At 71.2% G+C, this 17,539-nt stretch carries 15 protein-coding genes; 10 read left to right on the top strand and 5 right to left on the bottom strand.

Annotation, left to right across the window (positions count from 1 at the left end; translation table 11 throughout):
* Positions 1-10: 10 nt before the first annotated feature.
* The 3 genes from groL to V2J18_RS18750 all read right to left on the bottom strand — a co-directional run bounded on the left by groL (position 11) and on the right by V2J18_RS18750 (position 3,194).
* Positions 11-1,651 carry a chaperonin GroEL gene (gene groL, locus V2J18_RS18740; RefSeq protein WP_064747161.1) on the bottom strand — a complete coding sequence of 547 codons (1,641 nt, stop codon included), beginning with the start codon at positions 1,649-1,651 and terminating at the stop codon, positions 11-13.
* Positions 1,652-1,788: 137 nt separating this feature from the next.
* Complete coding sequence (locus V2J18_RS18745) at positions 1,789-2,076, bottom strand: co-chaperone GroES (RefSeq protein WP_064747159.1); 288 nt, start codon at positions 2,074-2,076, stop codon at positions 1,789-1,791.
* A 272-nt stretch (positions 2,077-2,348) separates the two neighbouring features.
* Entirely contained in the window at positions 2,349-3,194 is an 846-nt protein-coding gene (locus V2J18_RS18750; RefSeq protein WP_336132570.1) for an AraC family transcriptional regulator, read from the bottom strand.
* A gap of 113 nt (positions 3,195-3,307) precedes the next feature.
* Here V2J18_RS18750 and V2J18_RS18755 point away from each other — a divergent pair, with 113 nt between their 5' ends.
* From V2J18_RS18755 to V2J18_RS18780, 6 genes are all read left to right on the top strand, one after another.
* A complete protein-coding gene (locus tag V2J18_RS18755) occupies positions 3,308-3,562 on the top strand; it encodes a hypothetical protein (RefSeq protein ID WP_064747157.1) in 255 nt (84 codons plus the stop codon).
* Between the two features lie 76 nt (positions 3,563-3,638).
* Positions 3,639-4,010 (top strand): cupin domain-containing protein, encoded by a 372-nt coding sequence (locus tag V2J18_RS18760; RefSeq protein ID WP_064747155.1) that lies wholly within the window; start codon positions 3,639-3,641, stop codon positions 4,008-4,010.
* 384 nt (positions 4,011-4,394) lie between these two features.
* The gene (locus V2J18_RS18765) at positions 4,395-4,805 is read left to right on the top strand and encodes a helix-turn-helix domain-containing protein (protein WP_064747154.1); all 411 of its coding nucleotides are present in this window, start codon (positions 4,395-4,397) and stop codon (positions 4,803-4,805) included.
* A 172-nt stretch (positions 4,806-4,977) separates the two neighbouring features.
* On the top strand, positions 4,978-6,777 hold the full coding sequence (locus V2J18_RS18770; RefSeq protein WP_336132571.1) for an endonuclease: 1,800 nt from the start codon (positions 4,978-4,980) through the stop codon (positions 6,775-6,777).
* A gap of 184 nt (positions 6,778-6,961) precedes the next feature.
* Complete coding sequence (locus tag V2J18_RS18775) at positions 6,962-7,852, top strand: hypothetical protein (RefSeq protein WP_336132572.1); 891 nt, start codon at positions 6,962-6,964, stop codon at positions 7,850-7,852.
* 17 nt (positions 7,853-7,869) lie between these two features.
* Positions 7,870-8,280 (top strand): hypothetical protein, encoded by a 411-nt coding sequence (locus V2J18_RS18780; protein WP_064747151.1) that lies wholly within the window; start codon positions 7,870-7,872, stop codon positions 8,278-8,280.
* 7 nt (positions 8,281-8,287) lie between these two features.
* On the opposite strand, the gene V2J18_RS18785 is transcribed toward V2J18_RS18780, so the two are convergent.
* On the bottom strand, positions 8,288-9,307 hold the full coding sequence (locus V2J18_RS18785; RefSeq protein ID WP_336132573.1) for a zinc-dependent alcohol dehydrogenase family protein: 1,020 nt from the start codon (positions 9,305-9,307) through the stop codon (positions 8,288-8,290).
* Positions 9,308-9,418: 111 nt separating this feature from the next.
* On the opposite strand from V2J18_RS18785, the gene V2J18_RS18790 reads away from it, so the two are divergent.
* Both V2J18_RS18790 and mprF read left to right on the top strand, forming a co-directional pair.
* Positions 9,419-10,345, top strand: a complete 927-nt coding sequence (locus V2J18_RS18790) for a LysR family transcriptional regulator (RefSeq protein ID WP_064747149.1) — start codon at positions 9,419-9,421, stop codon at positions 10,343-10,345.
* Between the two features lie 148 nt (positions 10,346-10,493).
* Positions 10,494-13,187, top strand: a complete 2,694-nt coding sequence (mprF, locus tag V2J18_RS18795) for a bifunctional lysylphosphatidylglycerol flippase/synthetase MprF (RefSeq protein ID WP_079248088.1) — start codon at positions 10,494-10,496, stop codon at positions 13,185-13,187.
* Here mprF and V2J18_RS18800 read toward each other — a convergent pair.
* A complete protein-coding gene (locus V2J18_RS18800; protein WP_336132574.1) occupies positions 13,115-14,524 on the bottom strand; it encodes a virulence factor family protein in 1,410 nt (469 codons plus the stop codon). The genes mprF and V2J18_RS18800 overlap by 73 nt on opposite strands.
* Before the next feature lie 170 nt (positions 14,525-14,694).
* Here V2J18_RS18800 and cutA point away from each other — a divergent pair, with 170 nt between their 5' ends.
* Together cutA and V2J18_RS18810 are read left to right on the top strand one after the other, a co-directional pair.
* Entirely contained in the window at positions 14,695-15,027 is a 333-nt protein-coding gene (gene cutA / locus V2J18_RS18805) for a divalent-cation tolerance protein CutA (protein WP_064747148.1), read from the top strand.
* Positions 15,024-17,534 carry a protein-disulfide reductase DsbD gene (locus V2J18_RS18810; RefSeq protein ID WP_336132575.1) on the top strand — a complete coding sequence of 837 codons (2,511 nt, stop codon included), beginning with the start codon at positions 15,024-15,026 and terminating at the stop codon, positions 17,532-17,534. Before cutA ends, V2J18_RS18810 begins: the two co-directional genes overlap by 4 nt.
* Positions 17,535-17,539 lie beyond the last annotated feature (5 nt).

The following is a 17,539-nucleotide window of genomic DNA, read 5'->3' on the forward strand; positions in this document are numbered from 1 at the left end:
GGGGCGTGGATCAGAAGTCCATGCCGCCCATGCCGCCCATGCCGCCGGCGCCCGGCATCGCCGGCTCGTCCTTCTTCGGCAGTTCGGCGACCATCGCTTCGGTGGTGATCATCAGACCGGCGATCGACGCGGCGTTCTGCAGCGCGGTGCGGGTGACCTTGGTCGGGTCCAGGATGCCGGCCTCGAGCATGTCGACGTACTCGCCGGTGGCGGCGTTGTAGCCGAACGCGCCCTTGCCTTCGATGACCTTGTTGAGGATGACCGACGGCTCTTCGCCGGCGTTGGTCACGATCTCGCGCAGCGGCGCTTCCATCGCGCGCAGGGCGATGGCGATGCCGTGGTTCTGGTCTTCGTTGGCGCCCTTCAGGCCGGCGATCGCGGCCTTGGCGCGCAGCAGCGCGACGCCGCCGCCCGGGACGATGCCTTCTTCCACGGCAGCGCGGGTGGCGTGCAGCGCGTCTTCGACGCGGGCCTTCTTTTCCTTCATTTCGACTTCGGTCGCGGCGCCGACCTTGATGACCGCAACGCCGCCGGCCAGCTTGGCCACGCGCTCCTGCAGCTTCTCGCGGTCGTAGTCCGAAGAGGTCTCTTCGATCTGCGCCTTGATCTGCTTGATGCGCGCTTCGATGCCCGAGCTTTCGCCCGCGCCATCGATGATGGTGGTGTTCTCCTTGGAGACCTGCACCTTCTTGGCGCGGCCGAGGTCCTTGATGGTGGCCTTCTCGAGCTGCAGGCCGACTTCTTCGGAGATCACGGTGCCGCCGGTGAGGACGGCCATGTCTTCCAGCATCGCCTTGCGGCGGTCGCCGAAGCCCGGGGCCTTGACCGCGCAGACCTTGACGATGCCGCGGATGGTGTTGACCACCAGGGTCGCCAGCGCTTCGCCTTCGACTTCCTCGGCGACGATCAGCAGCGGCTTACCGGCCTTGGCCACGCCTTCCAGTACCGGCAGCAGGTCGCGGACGTTGGAGATCTTCTTGTCGTGCAGCAGGATGAACGGGTCGTCCAGCTCGGCCGACATCGACTGCTGGTTGTTGATGAAGTACGGCGACAGGTAGCCGCGGTCGAACTGCATGCCCTCGACGACGTCGAGCTCGTTCTCCAGGCCCGAACCGTCTTCGACGGTGATCACGCCTTCCTTGCCGACCTTGTCCATCGCCTGGGCGATCAGGTCGCCGATGTTGGCGTCGGAGTTGGCCGAGATGGTGCCGACCTGGGCGATTTCCTTCGAGGTCGAGGACGGCTTGGACAGCTTCTTCAGCTCGCCGACGGCTTCGGTCACGGCCTTGTCGATGCCGCGCTTGAGGTCCATCGGGTTCATGCCGGCAGCGACCGCCTTCATGCCTTCGCGGATCAGCGCCTGGGCCAGCACGGTCGCGGTGGTGGTGCCGTCGCCGGCGTTGTCGGAGGTCTTGGAAGCGACTTCCTTGACCATCTGCGCGCCCATGTTCTCGAACTTGTCGGCCAGTTCGATCTCCTTGGCGACGGACACGCCGTCCTTGGTGATCGTCGGCGCACCGAAGCTCTTCTCGAGCACGACGTTGCGGCCCTTCGGACCGAGGGTGGCCTTGACGGCATTGGCGAGCACGTTGACGCCGCGCACCATCTTGGCGCGGGCATCTTCACCGAAACGGATTTCTTTAGCAGCCATTGTTGCTGACTCCGGGATTTGAGATTGGGGATTCGGGATTGGCTAAGAGCGGATCAGTGGCGGGACACGGGAACGGAGGGGAACGCAGCGCACGCGCTTTGCGAATCCCGAATCTCCGATCCCGAATCCCGGCTCGCTCAGCCGACGATCGCGAGAACGTCGTCTTCCTTGAGGATCTTGTATTCGACGCCGTCCTGCTTATAGGTGCTGCCGGCGTACTGGCCGTAGATGACCTTGTCGCCGACCTTGAGCTTCGGCGCGCGCAGGCTGCCGTTGTCCAGGGCCTTGCCTTCGCCGATCGCGACGACTTCACCCTTGGTCGACTTTTCCTTGGCGGCGTCGGGGATGATGATGCCGCCGGCCGAGATTTCGTCGGCTTCGATCGGCTTGACCACAACGCGGTCGTAAAGCGGCTTGAGATTCATGGCAACCCTCTGTAAGTGCTTGAATGGGTGGGAAAAGAACCGGAATTTTAGCAGTCGCCACCGGAGAGTGCCAACGCCGGGGACGAAAGCGCCCGGACGCGCCGGGACTGGTCGCTAGATGAGGTGCGACGGACGGGTTTCAAGGGGCCGGACGAAAAAAGTCGCAACGCCGTCGCGGTCGGCTGGCCCGGCCCGCGGCCACGAGGCGCCTCCGGCCGCGCCGCGCCGTCTCGGTGCGGGGGAGGACGGACCGGCCGGCCTCGCCGCACGGCTCAGCCCGCGCCGTCGGGCGCCATCGCCTCCAGATAGGCCGTCGGACTGACCCCGAAGTGGCGCCGGAACATGGCGCCGAAGGCGCTGACGCTGGCGTAGCCCGAATCCAGGGCCACCGCAGTGACCGCGGCGCCGGCCGCCAGCCGCTCGACCGCGCTCAGCAGCCCGGCGCGCTGGCGCCATTGGCGCAGGCCGTAGCCGGTTTCGAGGGCGAAATGGCGGCGCAGGCTGCGCTCGGACAGATGCGCCCAGGCCGCCCAGTCGGCCGCGCCGCGCGGGTCGGCCGGGTTCTCGATCAGGGCCTGGGCGATCTTGAGCAGGCGCGGGTCCGTCGGCATCGGCAGTCCGGGGCGACCGGCGCCCGCGGCCGCGGCGGCGATTTCGTCCAGCGCCACCGCGATCAGGCGGGTCCGCGCCGGCGACGGGGCCGCGCCGTCGCCGAGCCGGGCGACGATCTCGCGCAGCAGCGCGGGCACGCGCAGGCCGCAAGGCTGCGTGGGCAGGGCCGCACAGGCGTCGGCGGCCACATACAGGCTCCAGCCGGCGAAGCGCGGACCGTGAGAGCGCAGCGAATGCTCGGCCTGCGGCGGAATCCACACCGCATCCGACGGCGGCACCAGCCAGCGGCCGCGCTCGCTGCCGACGGTCAGCAAACCGCGCCGCGCGCCGAGCAACTGGCCGCGGGCGTGGCGGTGCGGTGCGGTCGCGCGCGGGCCGGGCGTGTCGCGGACCACGGCGATCACCGCCGGGCCGTCGCCGGCGTCGGCCTGCGCGGCGCTCAGCCAGGCGGCGGCGGACGCGGAAGAATCGCGTCCGGCGAGGCCGCGCGAATGAGGATCGGACAAGGTCGGCCTCCGGTTTGGCCGCAACGCGATGGAGATCGGCCGCGGCAACGTAGCAGAGCCGGGGCGCGGCGCCCAAGCTGGCGCTCCCGCCCCCAAAACCGAGGAGCCCCGCCATGCGTCCCCACGACATTCTTCCCGACGGCGCCGACACCACCGTGCTCGGCGGCGCCACCGTGCGCAAAGGCTCGGTCGCGGCGTTCCTGGCCAATGCCCGCACCCTCGCCGACCCGCAGGCCGACGCGGCGGCGCGCGCGCAGGCCCAACGGCACATCCGCGAGGTATTGCCGGCGCTGCGTGCGATCGGCTTGTTCGAGACGATGCAGATCCGCGACCCGCGCCTGCGCGCCTGGGTCGAGGCGCAGGCATGAGCGCGGCCGGCGCCGGCTCGCGCTAACGTAGTGCGGATACCGCCGTCGCGCGCCCAGCCCATCGCCAGGACCCCTCATGACCGCCACCTCCCCCGCCCGCATCGCCGCCTCGCTGGCCGAACTGTGGTCGCCGCGCGTCGTCGCCGAAGTCGACGACGCTTACGTCAAGGTCGCGCGCGTGCACGGCACCCTGGCCTGGCACAGCCACGAGCATGAAGACGAGCTGTTCTTCGTGCTCAAGGGCCGCTTGGTGATCGAACTGGAGGACCGCCGGGTCGAACTCGGCGAGGGCGAGATGTTCGTCGTGCCCAAGGGCGTGCGCCACAACCCGATCGCCGAGGAGGAATGCCACCTGCTGCTGATCGAGCGCAAGACCACCCTGCACACCGGCGACGTGGTCACCGACAAGACCCGTTCGCTGTCCGAGCAACTGCGCCCGCTCGATTGAGCGACCCGCCTGTGCGGGCCGGCGCCGCGCGCAAAAGAAAAGAGCGCGTCCCGTGGAACGCGCTCTTTGGTACGGAGACGGCCTGTCCTCTGCATGGCGCTATCCGGCGCCCTTCCCCCGAACCGACCTCGTGTCTTGCCGAAGTCCCTATCGGCGTAGTGCCGATCTTGCGAAGTCCGTGTAACGGTTGCCAGCCGGCGAGGTCGCGAATGCCGCTACTATCGGTAGCACCAACGGGCAACAAGCGCCATAAGCCGTTGTTTTTGCATGAAAGACGTGGCAAGCCAGAGACCGCTAGTGCACCAGCTATGGCGTCTATCGGTCACCAGGTGAAGATCGGTAGCACAATGCACTCAGCGACCACCCGATACCGGAGATGAGCCGATGACCCCGCAGCAGCGCATCCGTCTCGCCCGCCGCCACGCCGGCCTGTCGCAGGCCGCGCTCGCCGCCGCCGTCGGCGTGCAGCGCAGCGCGGTCGGTCATTGGGAATCGGCGCAGGGCAAGTTTCCGAGCATGGCCCACCTGCGCGAGCTGGCGCTGGTGACCGGGGTGCAGTTCGAGTGGCTGGCCACCGGCCGCGGCAAGATGAATCTCTCCGCCGACACCGCGATGGACTCGGTCGCCGCCGCCGAGGCCCTGCTGATCGACGACCCGTTGGAGCTGCGCCTGATCCTGGCCTTCCGCGAAGCGCCCACCCGCAGCCGGGCGCCGCTGGTCGAAGTCGCCGAGCAGTTGGCCGAATTGCGCACCGGCCGCGCGCGCTCGGCGGTGTCCAAGCGCGCAACCGGATGAGCCGGCGCAGGCGCGCGCGAAACGTGACCGCCTCCGCGCCCGCAAAGCGTGACGCAGCGCAGCAGGCGCTGTCACAAACCCCGACTAGACTCGACCGGATGCGCCTGGGGGAGGCGCTTTCCGACTGCGCCCACCGTCATGCGTGCGCGTCGCCATCACAAGGAGCCGTTCGATGTCGAAGTCCGTTCGTGGCCGTTCCGTTGTTTCGTCCTGGCGCCGCCGCGCGCCGCTGGCGCTGGCGCTCGCCGCACTGATCCCGTCCGTGGCCCCGGCCGCGGTGTTCATCAACGAATTCCATTACGACGACGCCACTTCGTCCGGCGACGTCGGCGAGCGCATCGAGGTCGTGGCCACGGCCGGCGAGACGCTCAGCAACTACCGCATCTACCTGTACAACGGCAGCTCGCCGTCGGCGGCGACCACCTACGACAACGACCTGGTGCCGGCCGGCAGCGTGGTCAGCTGCGGCGGCAGCGTGCGCATCGCCACCCTCAGCTACCCCACCAACGGCATCCAGAACGGCCCCAACGACGGCTTCGCCCTGGTCGACGGCAGCGGCAACGTGGTCCAGTTCCTCAGCTACGAGGGCTCGATCACCGCCAGCAACGGCCCGGCCGCCGGCAAGACCAGCAGCAACCTGCCGGTGTCCGAATCGGGCTCGACCGCGGCCGGCACCTCGCTGCAACTGTCCGGCAGCGGCAGCGCGTATTCGCAGTTCGCCTGGCAGAACTCGGCCACCCAGACCTTCGGCGCCTGCAACAACGGCCAGAGCTTCACCGGCTCGAACCCGAACACGCCGCCGAGCGTGACCTCGACCACGCCCGCCAACGGCGCCAGCAACTTCCCCGCCGCCGGCGACCTGATCGCCAACTTCAGCGAAGCGGTCAGCCTGGCCGCGGGCGCGCTGACCCTGCAGTGCGCCAGCTCGGGCACGGTCGCGCTGACCTATCCGTCCAGCGGCACCGCGATCGCCGCCTCGACCGGCACCGCCCTGTACGCCGGCGAGGCCTGCACCTTCACCGTGGTGGCCAGCAAGGTGACCGACGCCGGCGGCGCCAGTCCGGCCGCCAATACCGTGGTCAACTTCAACGTCGCCAGCGGCGGCGGCACCGGCGGCTACTACGCCCACGTCAACACCAGCAGCCCCAGCCAGCTGCGCTGCTCGCTGCACGAGACCATCAAGGGCCATACCGTCTACCCGTACAGCGGCGGCACCACCAACACCTGGAGCATCCTCGAGATCGCCGACGAAGATCCGAACAACGCCGGCCGCATCCTCGACGCCTACCGCAACCGCAGCTTCGTCAAGGTCACCGATCGCGCCGGCAGCGGCAGCGGCCTGAAGTACAACCGCGAACACACCTGGCCGAACTCGCTGGGCTTCGGCTCGACCACCGGCAATCTCGGCCTGCCGAACGCGCCGTACACCGACACCCACATGCTGTACCTGACCGATTCGGCCTATAACGCCGACCGCGGCAACAAGCCCTATGCCAACTGCTCGCTGTCCGGCGGCTGCGGCGAGCGCGTCACCGAGGCCAACAACGGCAGCGGCGGCGGCAGCGGCGTGTACCCGGGCAACTCGAACTGGTTCAAGACCCCGGACGGCAACGCCGGCTCGTTCGAAGTCTGGGGCCAGCGCAAGGGCGACATGGCACGCGCGATCCTGTACATGGCGATCCGCTACGAAGGCGACACCGATCCGAACAGCGGCCAGGCCGAGCCGGACCTGGAGCTGACCGACGACCGCAGCAAGATCGTCATCACCTCGTCCTCGCCGGCCTACATGGGCCTGCTGACCACCCTGCTGCAGTGGCACCAGGCCGATCCGCCGACCGCGGCCGAGAAGGCGCGCAACGAAGTGATCTACAGCTTCCAGGGCAACCGCAACCCCTTCATCGACCATCCGGAGTGGGCGACGGCGTCGTTGTTCACCTCGACCAAGCCGGCGAGCTGCCAGCTGATTCCGTAATCGGGTCGAAGCGGCCGAAGCAAGCATCACAGGAAGGCACGCCACGGACGCCCGCTCGCTGCGGGCGTCCGTTTTCTCGCATGGTCCCGTTGTCCTGTTTCATCGCGCCATCGCGTTGTTCCAGGCAATCGGCGCCGGCCGTTGCGCCGCCCGGCCGCAACCGGCGCCGAGAACAGGGGGAAGCATGAGAAGGACCTCGATCGCGCGGCTGCGCCTGCCGGCCGTGCTCGCGCTGTGCCTGGCCGCAGCCGCTTGCGCCAACTTCTCCGCGGTGGGGAAGTACTCCGACCAGACCAAGAAGCTCGCGGCCGCGTTCGCGCCGATGATGGCCGGCTCGGTGCAGAGCTGCGTCGACAACTACACCCGCAAGAAACTGATCGCCTCGCCCAGCTTCGATCCGGCGCAGGTCGAAGTCCAGGCCAAGGAGCGCTGCGCCAGCATCGCCGAGGCCAACGGCACCATCGCCGCGCTCAACGATTTGTTGAGCCAGTACGCCGATACCCTGGCCGCGCTCAGCGACAAGAAGCTGCCGTCCTACAGCGAGGACTTCGGCACGCTTAAGGGCAGCCTGGCCAAGCTGACCCGCGACGACGGCAGCACGCCGATGCTGGAAAAGGCCCAGCTCGATTCGGTGATCGCGCTCGGCGATTTCCTGGCCCGGGTCGCCACCCAGCGCCAGCAGCGCAAGCACATCCGCGAGTTGCTCGACCATCAGGACGCGGTGTTCGTGGTGGTCGATACGCTCAAGGCCTATGCCGATCTCAACTACCGCGGCTACCTGCGCGACGAACTGCGCAGCATGGGCCCGTTGCGGCTGTCGATCGAACGCGCGGCCAAGACCGAACCGCTGGCGGCCAACGCGGCCAAGGCCGCGCTGCTGACCGAAACCCGCCAGGTCGAGGCGCGCCAGGCCTCGATCGACCAGTTCCTCAAGGCCGCCAACCGGCTCAAGACCAGCCATGCCGAACTGCGGCGCAAGCTGGACAAACTCGACGACGCCGAACTGGCCAAGCAACTCAACGATTACGCCAAGGAAGTCGCCGCGCTGCGCAAGCAGCTGCGCGACGCGTTCTGAGCGACCCGGAGACCGCCATGCCCACCGAAAGCGCGAACATCCAGGCCCAGGAGGCCTACGCGATCGCCGACTCCTTCGCCCAGGTGTCGGCGCGCATTCTCGAACTGCGCGTCACCCGCGATCTCGAACCGGAGCAGGCGCGCGCCCTGGAACGCTCCGAGGACTACCTGGACGCGTTCGTGGTGCTGTTCCGCAACCACGGCATCCAGTTGCTCGGCAAGGGCGCCGCACAGGCCAAGGCCGAGCTGACCGAGGCGGTCGATTCGGCGCGCGACGCGCTGGACGACATCGCCCAGATCAAGCGCGGGCTGCGCATCGCCGCGGCCGTGGTGACGCTGGCGATCGCGCTGCAGGCCGGCGAGGCCAAGGCCGTGGTCAAGGCGATCAAGGGCGTGACCGACGCCGCCAAGGAACCGGCCACGGCCTGAGCGCGGCTCAGGCGGCGGCGTCGAACAGCACCACCGGCTTGCCGAAGCCGCGCGCGCCGGCCATCGCCGCGATCGCTTCGGCGCCGCGTTCGAAGCCGTAGCGCTCGCCGACCACCGGCTGGATGCGCGCGCGTTCGACTTCGGCCAGGAAGGCTTCGAAGTCGCGCCGGCTGCCGACGCTGACGCCGTGGATGTTGAGCTGGCGGGCCATGATCGGGCCGATCAGCTCGCCGTCCACGCGCGTGCCCTGCAGGAAACCGATCACCGCGATGTGAGCGTTGTCGGCGGCGGCGTGCAGCAGGCCGGCGAACGAAGCGCCGCCGACCACGTCGACGATGCCGTCGACGCCGCGGCCGGCGGTGGCCTCGCGCACCGCCGCAGCCAGGTCGGGGCGGGTGCGGTAATCGATCACCTCGCGCGCGCCGAGCGCGCGCAGGCGCTCGGCCTTGGCCGCGTCGCCGGTGGTGGCGATCACGTCCAGGCCGCGCGCCGCGGCCAACTGCAAGGCCATCAGCGACACGCTGCCGCTGCCCTGCACCAGCACGCTGGCGCCGGGCGCGAGTTCGAGCTTGCGCAAGGCGCTCCACGCGGTCAGTCCCGACACCGGCAGGGTCGAGGCCGCCGCATCGTCGAGGAAATCCGGCGCGCGCACCACCGCCGCGGCCGGCAACACGACCCACTGCGCCAACCAGCCGTCGAGCGGGCCGCCGAGCTTGCTGAGGTGGTTTTCCGATTTGAACGGCCCCGCGATCCAGCGCGTGGTGTAGTGGCCGAGCACGCGCTCGCCCACGGCGAAGTCGTGCACGCCGGCGCCGACGGCGTCGATCCGGCCGACGCCGTCGGACAGCGGCACGAACGGACGCGGCAACTCCGGCTGGTAGCGACCGCTGGCCAGGGCGTAGTCGCGGTAGTTGACCGAGGCCGCGGCGACGCGGATGCGCACCTCGCCGGGGCCGGGCCGGGGCTCGGGCAGCGCGACCCGGCGCAGGCTGGCGAGATCGTGGCCTTGCAGTTGGAAAGCGTCCATCGGGTACTCCAGGGGGAGCGGCGCGGCGGCGCCGGGGATGGACAGGCTATTGTTGCGGCATGCGCCGATATAGGATCGTCGCAACAACTCATCTTTGAGAATTGCTCAACAATGGTCGGCGGCCTGTATTCCGAACTCGAGGCGTTCGAGGCCATCCTCCGCCACGGCAGCTTCTCCGCCGCGGCGCGCCAGTTGCAGCTGACGCCGGGCGCCGTGACCCGGCGTCTGGCCGCGCTCGAAGCCCGGCTCGGGGTCAAGCTGCTCAATCGTTCGACCCGCCGGCTGAGCCTGACCGAGTCGGGCCGCCACTACTACGCGCAGGTCGCGCCGGCGCTGGCGCAGATCCTCGCCGCCGGCGAGCGCGTGCACGACCTGTCGGCGCAGGCGCGCGGCCAATTGCGGGTGTCGTTGCCGATGAACTTCGGCCGCCTGTACGTGACCCCGCACGTCGGCGAGTTCCTGCGCCGCTGGCCGCAGATCGAACTCGACCTGCAGTTCGACGACCGCTTCGTCGATCTGATCGGCGAAGGCTTCGACGCCGCGATCCGGATCGGCGCGCTCGACGATTCGCGCCTGGTCGCGCGGCGCATCGCCCAGACCCGGCGCATCCTGGTGGCCGCCCCGTCCTACCTGCAGCGGCGCGGCGCGCCGGCCGCGCCGGGCGCGCTGATCGAGCACGACTGCCTGCACTACACCCTGTTCCGCGATACGCCGGCCTGGGAGTTCCAGCGCGCGGGCGAACCGCTGCGGGTGCCGGTGCGCGGCCGGCTCAAGGCCAACTACGGCGTGCCCCTGGTCGAGGCCGCGCTGCGCGGCGAAGGCATCCTGCAGACCGCGACTTTCGCGGTGGCCGACGAACTCGCCGACGGCCGCTTGGTCGAGGTGCTGCCGGACTGGAGCCTGCGGCCGATCGGCATCTACGCGGTGTACCCGAGCCGCGAGTACCGGCCGCGCAAGGTCGAGGCCTTCATCGATTTCGTCGAACAGACCATCGGCCAGCCGGCGCGCTGGGACCGGGTCATCGCCGGCGACCGCTGAGCGGCGGCGCGCGGCGCGGAACCAAGCGCGCGCGGCAACGCTCCAAGCGCCGTCCCGCCACCGCGCCGGCGGCCCGGCCCTCATGCGCTTTTCGCGCCGGCGGGCCAAAGCTGGCGACCCGGCTCATCCCTCCTTCGCTGCGCCCACGATGCCCGTTTCCGACGAATCCGCCGCCGCTCCGCCCGCGCCCGCCTGGCGCCGCGCCCTGTCGATGCTGGCGAGCCTGGCGATCCTGGCCCTGGCCCTGCATGCCCTGGCCGGCGAGTTCAGTGCCCAGGGCTATCGTGCGATCCGCCACGCCGTGGCCCGGATCGACGACGCGCGCGTGGCCGCCGCGCTGCTGCTGGGCCTGGCCAGTTACGCCTGCCTGGTCGGCTTCGACGCGATCGGCCTGCGCCGCAGCGCCGGCCGGGTCAAACCGTTGCGCCTGGTGGTCACCGCGTTTCTCGCCAACGCGGTCGGCCACACCCTGGGCTTCGCCGCGCTGACCGGCGGCGCCGTGCGCCTGCGCGGCTACGGTGCGGCCGGCTTGTCGCTGGCCGACATCGGCCAGGTGGTGTTGATGAGCACCCTGGGTTTCGTGTTCGGCGCCTGGCTGTTGCTGGCCGGCGCGCTGTCGCTCGAGCCGGCGCCGGCCGCCGCGTTGCTGCCGCTGAGCGAAGCGGCGATCCGCGCGCTCGGCGCGGCGCTGGCGCTGGGCTTTCTCGCCCTGCTGGCGCTGGCTGGGCGCCACGGCCGCAAGCTGAGCCTGCGCGGCCATGCGCTGTGGCTGCCCGATCGCAATACCGTGCTGCGGGTGTCGGCGCTGAGCGTGGTCGAACTGATGCTCGCCGGCGGCGCCCTGTACGTGTTGCTGGCGCCGGCGCTGCCGCAGGCCGGGGGCGGTTGGTTCGGCTTCCTCGGCTTCGTCGGCCTGTATCTGGTCGCGGTGGTCGCCGGCCTGGTGTCGAGCGTGCCGGCCGGGATCGGCGTATTCGAATGGAGCCTGCTCAAGTTGCTGCCCGGCGTCGCCCCGGCCAGTCTGCTCGCCGCGGCGCTGGTCTACCGCATCACTTACTACGCCCTGCCGCTGGCGCTGGCGACCCTGCTCGGCGCGGTCGGCGCCTTGCGCGGACCGGTCGCGCGCCGCGCCGGCGCGGCGCGCAGCCTGTGGCTGGCGATCCGGCCCTGGCTGCCGCATCTGATCGCGCTGGCCGCGTTCGTGCTCGGCGCCGCGCTGATCCTCGACGGCACCCTGCCCAAGCCGCGCCATCGCCTCAGCGGCGCGCCGCTGCCGCTGGTGGAAACCTCGCAGCTGCTCGCCAGCCTCGGCGGCGTGGGCCTGCTGTTGATCGGCCAAGGCCTGCAGCGACGCAGCCATGCCGCCTGGGCGCTGGCCCTGGCGGTCTGCGTGCTGATGCCGCTGCCGTCGTGGCTGCGCGGCGGCCACCTGGCGCTGGCGCTGGCGCCGCCGCTGGTCGCGCTGGCGCTGTGGGCGGCGCGGCGCGAGTTCTACCGCGAGGGCGCGCTGCTCGACGAGGCCTGGTCGTGGCCGTGGTTGCGCAATCTCGGCCTGGTCCTGGTCGCCGCGTTCTGGCTGCTGTTCTTCGCCTACAGCCACGTCGAGTACCGCAACGAGCTGTGGTGGGAGTTCCTGATCTCCGGCAATGCCCCGCGCGCGTTGCGGGCGATGCTGCTGGTCAGCGTGGCGGTGATCGCGTTCGGCCTGGCGCGCCTGCTGCACGCGACCCGCGCGCCGCTGCCGGCGGCCGACGAAGCGCAGCTGGCGGCGATCCGGCCGATCCTCGCCGGGGCCGACGACAGTCAGGCGCATCTGGCCCTGCTCGGCGACAAGGCCTTGCTGCTCGACGAAGCGCAACGCGGCTTCGCCATGATGCAGCGCTACGGCGGTTCGCTGGTGGCGATGGGCGACCCGGTCGGTCCGCCCGACGTCGCACGCGCGCTGATCTGGCGTTTTCGCGAAGAAGCCGACCGGCTCGGCGTGCGGCCGGTGTTCTATCAGGTCGGCGAACAGCACTGGCAGACCTATCTCGACCTCGGCCTGAGCCTGGTCAAGCTCGGCGAAGAGGCGCTGGTGCCGCTGCGCGACTTCGGCCTGCAGGGCGCGCAGCGCGCCGAACTGCGCCAGGCCTGGAACCGCGGCAAGCGCGCCGGGCTGTCGCTGCGCATCGTCCCGGCCGAGCAGGTCGAGCCGTGGCTGCCGGTCTTGCAACGCATCTCCGACGACTGGCTGGAGCACAAGGCCGGCGAAGAGAAAGGCTTCTCGCTCGGCCATTTCGACCCGGCCTATCTGCGCCGGCTGCCGTTGGCGGTGGTGGAATGCGAAGGCCGCGCGGTGGCCTTCGCCAATCTGTGGACCGCGACCAACGGCCGCGAGCTGTCGGTGGACCTGATGCGCCACGCCGCCGACGCGCCCAAGGGCTGCATGGATTTCCTGTTCGCCGAACTGATGCTGTGGGGCCGGGAACAAGGCTTCGAGCGCTTCTGCCTCGGCATGGCGCCGCTGTCGGGCTTGCCGCAACATCGCCTGGCCGGACGCTGGAACCGCTTCGCCAACCTGGTCGCCCGCCACGGCGAGCGCTTCTACGGCTTCACCGGCCTGCGCCGGTTCAAGGCCAAGTTCGACCCGATCTGGCGCACCCGCTATCTCGCCGCGCCGGGCGGCATGCATCTGCCGGCGGCCTTGCTCGACGTGACCCGATTGATCTCGCTCGATCCGCGCCGCGACGACGAACGCCGGCCTGCGCGACTGCCGCTGGGCGCGCCGCCTCAGGGCGCGGCGGACGCGGCCGGCGCGGCGATGCCCGCCGCCGACAACACCCGCGCGGCGACGCCGTCGTAATCGCCGCCGAGGTGGTGGTCGCCCGGCAGCGCGGCGCGCTGCGCCGCTTGCGCCGGCAAGCGCGGACACAGCGCGTCGCCGTCGTCGCGACCGTACAGGCACAAGGTGCGCGCCGCCGGCATGCGCGCGACTTCCGGCGCGATCGGCAGACCGCGGTCGCTGCCGCCGATCCAATTGCTGAGGTGGAATTCGTACTCGGCCTTCTGCCCGGGCGAGATCAGCGCCGTGCCGCGCACGGCGGCGCGCACGTCCGGCGCGAGGCGGTTATAGGCCGCCGGCAGCACGTCGGCGCCTTGCGAGAAACCGATCAGCAGCACGCGCGGCCGACGCCACTGCGCGCGGTAGTAGCGCACGATGCGCTCGAGGTCGGCGGCGAAGCTCTGCGGCGTGCGCGGGGTCCAGAAATAGCGCAGCGAATCGACTCCGACCGTGGGCACGCCGGCGCGGCCCAGCCTCGCGGCGACGCTGCGGTCGAAATCGGCCCAGCCGCCGTCGCCGGAAACGAAGATCGCGAAGCTGTCGGCGTTGCCGCCGGCCGCGGCCGCGGCTTCGACCAGCGGCAGGCCGTGCAGGTCGGGCGGCGGCGGCGGCAGGCTGACATGGCGCTGTGCGCCCAGCGCGATCAACGCCGCGCGCAGCCCCGGGGTGGCGTCGCCGCGCGCGCTGCGGGCGAAACGCCGCGCCTGCGGCACCGCAGCGACGAAACGCTCGACTTCGTCGGCCGTACAGGCCCGCGCCTGCGCCGGGTCGGCCGCGACCAGCCACGGCAGGCTCAGCGGCGCCGCTTGCAGGCGTGCGTACGCGCCTTCGGCGCGCAGCCGCAGCGCGCCGCCCGCGCACAGCGCGCGCGCCGGCGCGATGCTGGGGCAGAAACCTTCGGACACGGCGCCCGCGAACAAACCGGCATGGCCCTGGGCGGCGATCGCATACGCCCACGCCGCCCCTTCGCCGTCACCGAGCAACAGCGGCAGGCGGTAAGTCGGCAAGCGGTAATAGGCCTGCAGGAAACGCGAGAAGTTTTCCACGTCGCCGGCGGAGAACGCGCAGTCGCCGCCGTCGCGGCGCAAGGCCGCCTGCAGCGCGCGCAGATCGATCTGCGCGACCAGGGCACCGTCGCCGGCCAACGCCTCCAGGCGCGCCCGCCGCGCGCGCGCATCGCCGTCGCCGGCGAACCACAGCACCACCCGCCGCACTTCGCCGGCCGGCAACCGCACTGTCGCGCGCTGGAAGCGGCCGTGCGAAACCGTGGCCGCCGCAGGCGCGGCCACGGCCGCGCCCGCGACGAACGCACACAGCAGGCACAGCAGGAAGGACGCGAAGCGGATCGGTGCGGGCATGGCCGGGTCTCCTCGATCCCGTCTTATACCGGGCCCGGCGTACCGGCCAGCGCGAAGATCCGGCAGCGGCCGCCGCGCACGGCAATACGCCCCCGCAACGGCGCAGGATCGGCAAAGCCGCCCGGTGCGGCCGCCGCCGGCGGCCCGGCCCGGGGCCTTACACTTGGCCGATGCCGACCCCCACTCCGCCCGTGCTGGTGCTCAGCACCTGCCCCGACCAGGCCAGCGCCGACGCCATCGCCCAGACCCTGGTCGAGGAACGCTTGGCCGCTTGCGTCACCCGCCTGCCCGGCGCGCGCTCGACCTACCGCTGGCAGGGCGAGATCGAGCAGGCCGACGAAGTGCAGTTGCTGATCAAGACCCGGGTCGCGGTCTATCCGGCCCTGATCGAACGCCTGATCGAACTGCATCCGTATGAACTGCCGGAGGTTCTCGTGGTCGAACCGCGCGACCACTACCGCCCTTACGGCTTATGGGTGAACGAGCAGACCCCCGACCGATGACCGACCATCCGTTCCGCCGCCGGCGCCTGCACGCCGCCGCGGCTTTCGCGTTCGCCGCCTTCGCCGCCCTGGGCAGCGCTCCCGCCCTGGCGGTGAACGAGCAGGACCTGCTGCCGGTCGACGAAGCCTTCGTGCTCGGTGCCCAGGCCGCCTCCGCCGACCGCATCGCGATCGACTGGAAGATCGCCAAGGGCTACTACCTCTACAAGCACCGGATCTCGGTCAAGGCCGACGCCGGCTTCGCCGCGCAGCCGCTGCAACTGCCCAAGGGCAAGGCCTACAAGGACGAGTTCTTCGGCGACGTCGAGACCTATCGCGAGCGGGTGGTCGCGTCCCTGCCCGGGCAGGCCCAGGCCGGCAGCGTCAAGCTGACGATCAAGTACCAGGGCTGCGCCGATGCCGGCATCTGCTATCCGCCGCAGACCCGCACCGTCGCCGTGGCGCTGCCGGCCGCCGCCGCCGCCGCGGTCGATCCGGCGCCCGCGGCCGCGCCGCTGGCCGGCTTCGGCGTGCGCGGCGGCGCCGCGTCCAACCCCTTGCTCGGCGCGCCCGCGCTGGGCGCGCCGAGCAACGCCGCCGGCGCCACCGATGCCCTGCCGCTGCCTCCGGAACAGGCCTTCGGCGTCGAAGCCATCGCCCAGGACGGCGACAGCCTGCTGCTGCGCTTCACCCCGGCGCGCGGCTATTACCTGTACCGCGACAAGACCTCGCTCAAGACCGACCGCGCCGACATCGCCGCCGGCAAGCCGCAATGGCCGCGCGGCGTCGCCCATCGCGACGAACACTTCGGCCAGGTCACGGTGTTCTTCGACCAGATCGACGTGCCCTTGCCGCTGCTGCGCAAGACCGTCGATGCGGCCAGGCTGGCCCTCACCGTCGGCTTCCAGGGCTGCCAGACCGACGGCATCTGCTACCCGCCGATGACCCGCAAGATCGCGCTCGATCTGCCCCGCGGCAGCATCGCCGGGGCCGCCGCCGGCACCGCAGCCACGGCCGCGGCGACGCGGCCGGCGGACGCGAAAACCGCCGCGCCGGACCCGGCATCGGCCGCCGCCGCCACTGTTGCCGGCGGCGCTGCGGCGCCTGCGGCCGTGCCGGCCGCCCACGATGCGGCTGCGCCGGCACCGCCGGCAGCCGGCGCGGGCACCGCCAACGCCGGCGCAGCACGCGCCGCAACCGCGCCGCCGAGCGCCGACGCCGCCGCGCCGCAGGCCGAAGACAGCCTGCTCGCCGCCTCGCTCAAGGGCCCCAACCGCTACTGGGCGTTGCTGACCTTCTTCGGCTTCGGCCTGCTGCTCGCCTTCACTCCCTGCGTGCTGCCGATGGTGCCGATCCTGTCCGGCCTGATCGTCGGCCAGGGCCCGGGCCTGGGCGCGCGCCGCGCCTTCGCCCTGTCGCTGGTCTATGTGCTCGCCAACGCGGTGGTGTTCACCATCGCCGGAGTGATCGCCGGCCTGGTCGGCGGCAACCTGCAGATCGCCTTCCAGACGCCGTGGGTGATCGTGCTGTTCGCCCTGCTGTTCCTGGCCCTGGCCCTGTCCAGCTTCGGCCTGTACGAACTGCAGCTGCCGGCGGCGCTGCGCAACCGTCTGGGCGAGATCAGCAACCGCCAGCGCGGCGGTTCCTGGCTGGGCGTGGCGGTGATGGGCGCGCTGTCGGCGCTGATCGTCGGCCCCTGCGTCGCCCCGCCGCTGGCCGCGGCGGTGCTGTACATCGGCCAGACCCGCGATCCGCTGTTCGGCGGCGCGGCGCTGTTCGCGCTGGCGATGGGCATGGGCGCGCCCTTGATCGCATTCGGCGTCGCCGCCGGCCGCGGCCTGCCGACCAGCGGGCCGTGGATGGTCGCGGTGCAGCGCGCGTTCGGCCTGGTGTTCGTGGGCATGGCGGTGTGGATGCTGTCGCGCATCCTGCCCGGCGCGCTGACCCTGGGCCTGTGGGGCGCGCTGCTGCTCGGCGCGGCGGTGCTGATCGCGCTGTCGGGCGGCGGCCGCAGCCAGACCAACGGCCTGCGCGCCTTGGCCTGGCTGGCCGCGCTGCTGCTCGGCTTGGCCGGCGCGGCGCAGGTGCTCGGCGCCCTGGCCGGCGGCAACGACCCGCTGCGCCCGCTGGCCGGCCTGCGCGGCGGTGCCGCGCATCCGGCCGAGCTGCCGTTCCGCAAGATCAAGTCCAGCGCCGATCTCGACCGCGAGATCGCCGCCGCCCAGGCCGCCGGCAAGCCGCTGATGCTCGACTTCTACGCCGACTGGTGCGTGGCCTGCAAAGAGATGGAGAAGTACACCTTCCCCGAACCGCAGGTGCATCGGGCCCTGGACGGCTTCGTCCTGCTCAAGGCCGACGTGACCGCCAACGACGAGCTCGATCAGGCGCTGATGCAGCGCCTGGGCATCATCGGCCCGCCGGCGACGCTGTACTTCGTCGCCGGCGCGGAACGCCGCGAGCTGCGCCTGTTCGGCTTCGAGAAGGCACCGGCCTTCGCCGAACGCGCCACGCGCGCGTCTGGGCCCTGAGGCCG

Origin of the sequence: Lysobacter firmicutimachus, from assembly GCF_037027445.1 — a bacterium.
GTDB classification, from domain to species: Bacteria; Pseudomonadota; Gammaproteobacteria; order Xanthomonadales; family Xanthomonadaceae; genus Lysobacter; species Lysobacter firmicutimachus.

Bases quoted from the DNA above. Each gene is read 5' to 3' on its own strand.
- V2J18_RS18760 (WP_064747155.1), top strand. From the start codon at position 3,639: ATGACCGCCACCTCCCCCGCCCGCATCGCCGCCTCGCTGGCCGAACTG.
- V2J18_RS18780 (WP_064747151.1), top strand. From the start codon at position 7,870: ATGCCCACCGAAAGCGCGAACATCCAGGCCCAGGAGGCCTACGCGATC.
- V2J18_RS18785 (WP_336132573.1), bottom strand. From the start codon at position 9,307: ATGGACGCTTTCCAACTGCAAGGCCACGATCTCGCCAGCCTGCGCCGG.
- V2J18_RS18755 (WP_064747157.1), top strand. From the start codon at position 3,308: ATGCGTCCCCACGACATTCTTCCCGACGGCGCCGACACCACCGTGCTC.
- groL (WP_064747161.1), bottom strand. From the start codon at position 1,651: ATGGCTGCTAAAGAAATCCGTTTCGGTGAAGATGCCCGCGCCAAGATG.
- V2J18_RS18790 (WP_064747149.1), top strand. From the start codon at position 9,419: ATGGTCGGCGGCCTGTATTCCGAACTCGAGGCGTTCGAGGCCATCCTC.
- V2J18_RS18770 (WP_336132571.1), top strand. From the start codon at position 4,978: ATGTCGAAGTCCGTTCGTGGCCGTTCCGTTGTTTCGTCCTGGCGCCGC.
- mprF (WP_079248088.1), top strand. From the start codon at position 10,494: ATGCCCGTTTCCGACGAATCCGCCGCCGCTCCGCCCGCGCCCGCCTGG.
- V2J18_RS18745 (WP_064747159.1), bottom strand. From the start codon at position 2,076: ATGAATCTCAAGCCGCTTTACGACCGCGTTGTGGTCAAGCCGATCGAA.
- V2J18_RS18800 (WP_336132574.1), bottom strand. From the start codon at position 14,524: ATGCCCGCACCGATCCGCTTCGCGTCCTTCCTGCTGTGCCTGCTGTGT.
- cutA (WP_064747148.1), top strand. From the start codon at position 14,695: ATGCCGACCCCCACTCCGCCCGTGCTGGTGCTCAGCACCTGCCCCGAC.
- V2J18_RS18810 (WP_336132575.1), top strand. From the start codon at position 15,024: ATGACCGACCATCCGTTCCGCCGCCGGCGCCTGCACGCCGCCGCGGCT.
- V2J18_RS18775 (WP_336132572.1), top strand. From the start codon at position 6,962: ATGAGAAGGACCTCGATCGCGCGGCTGCGCCTGCCGGCCGTGCTCGCG.
- V2J18_RS18765 (WP_064747154.1), top strand. From the start codon at position 4,395: ATGACCCCGCAGCAGCGCATCCGTCTCGCCCGCCGCCACGCCGGCCTG.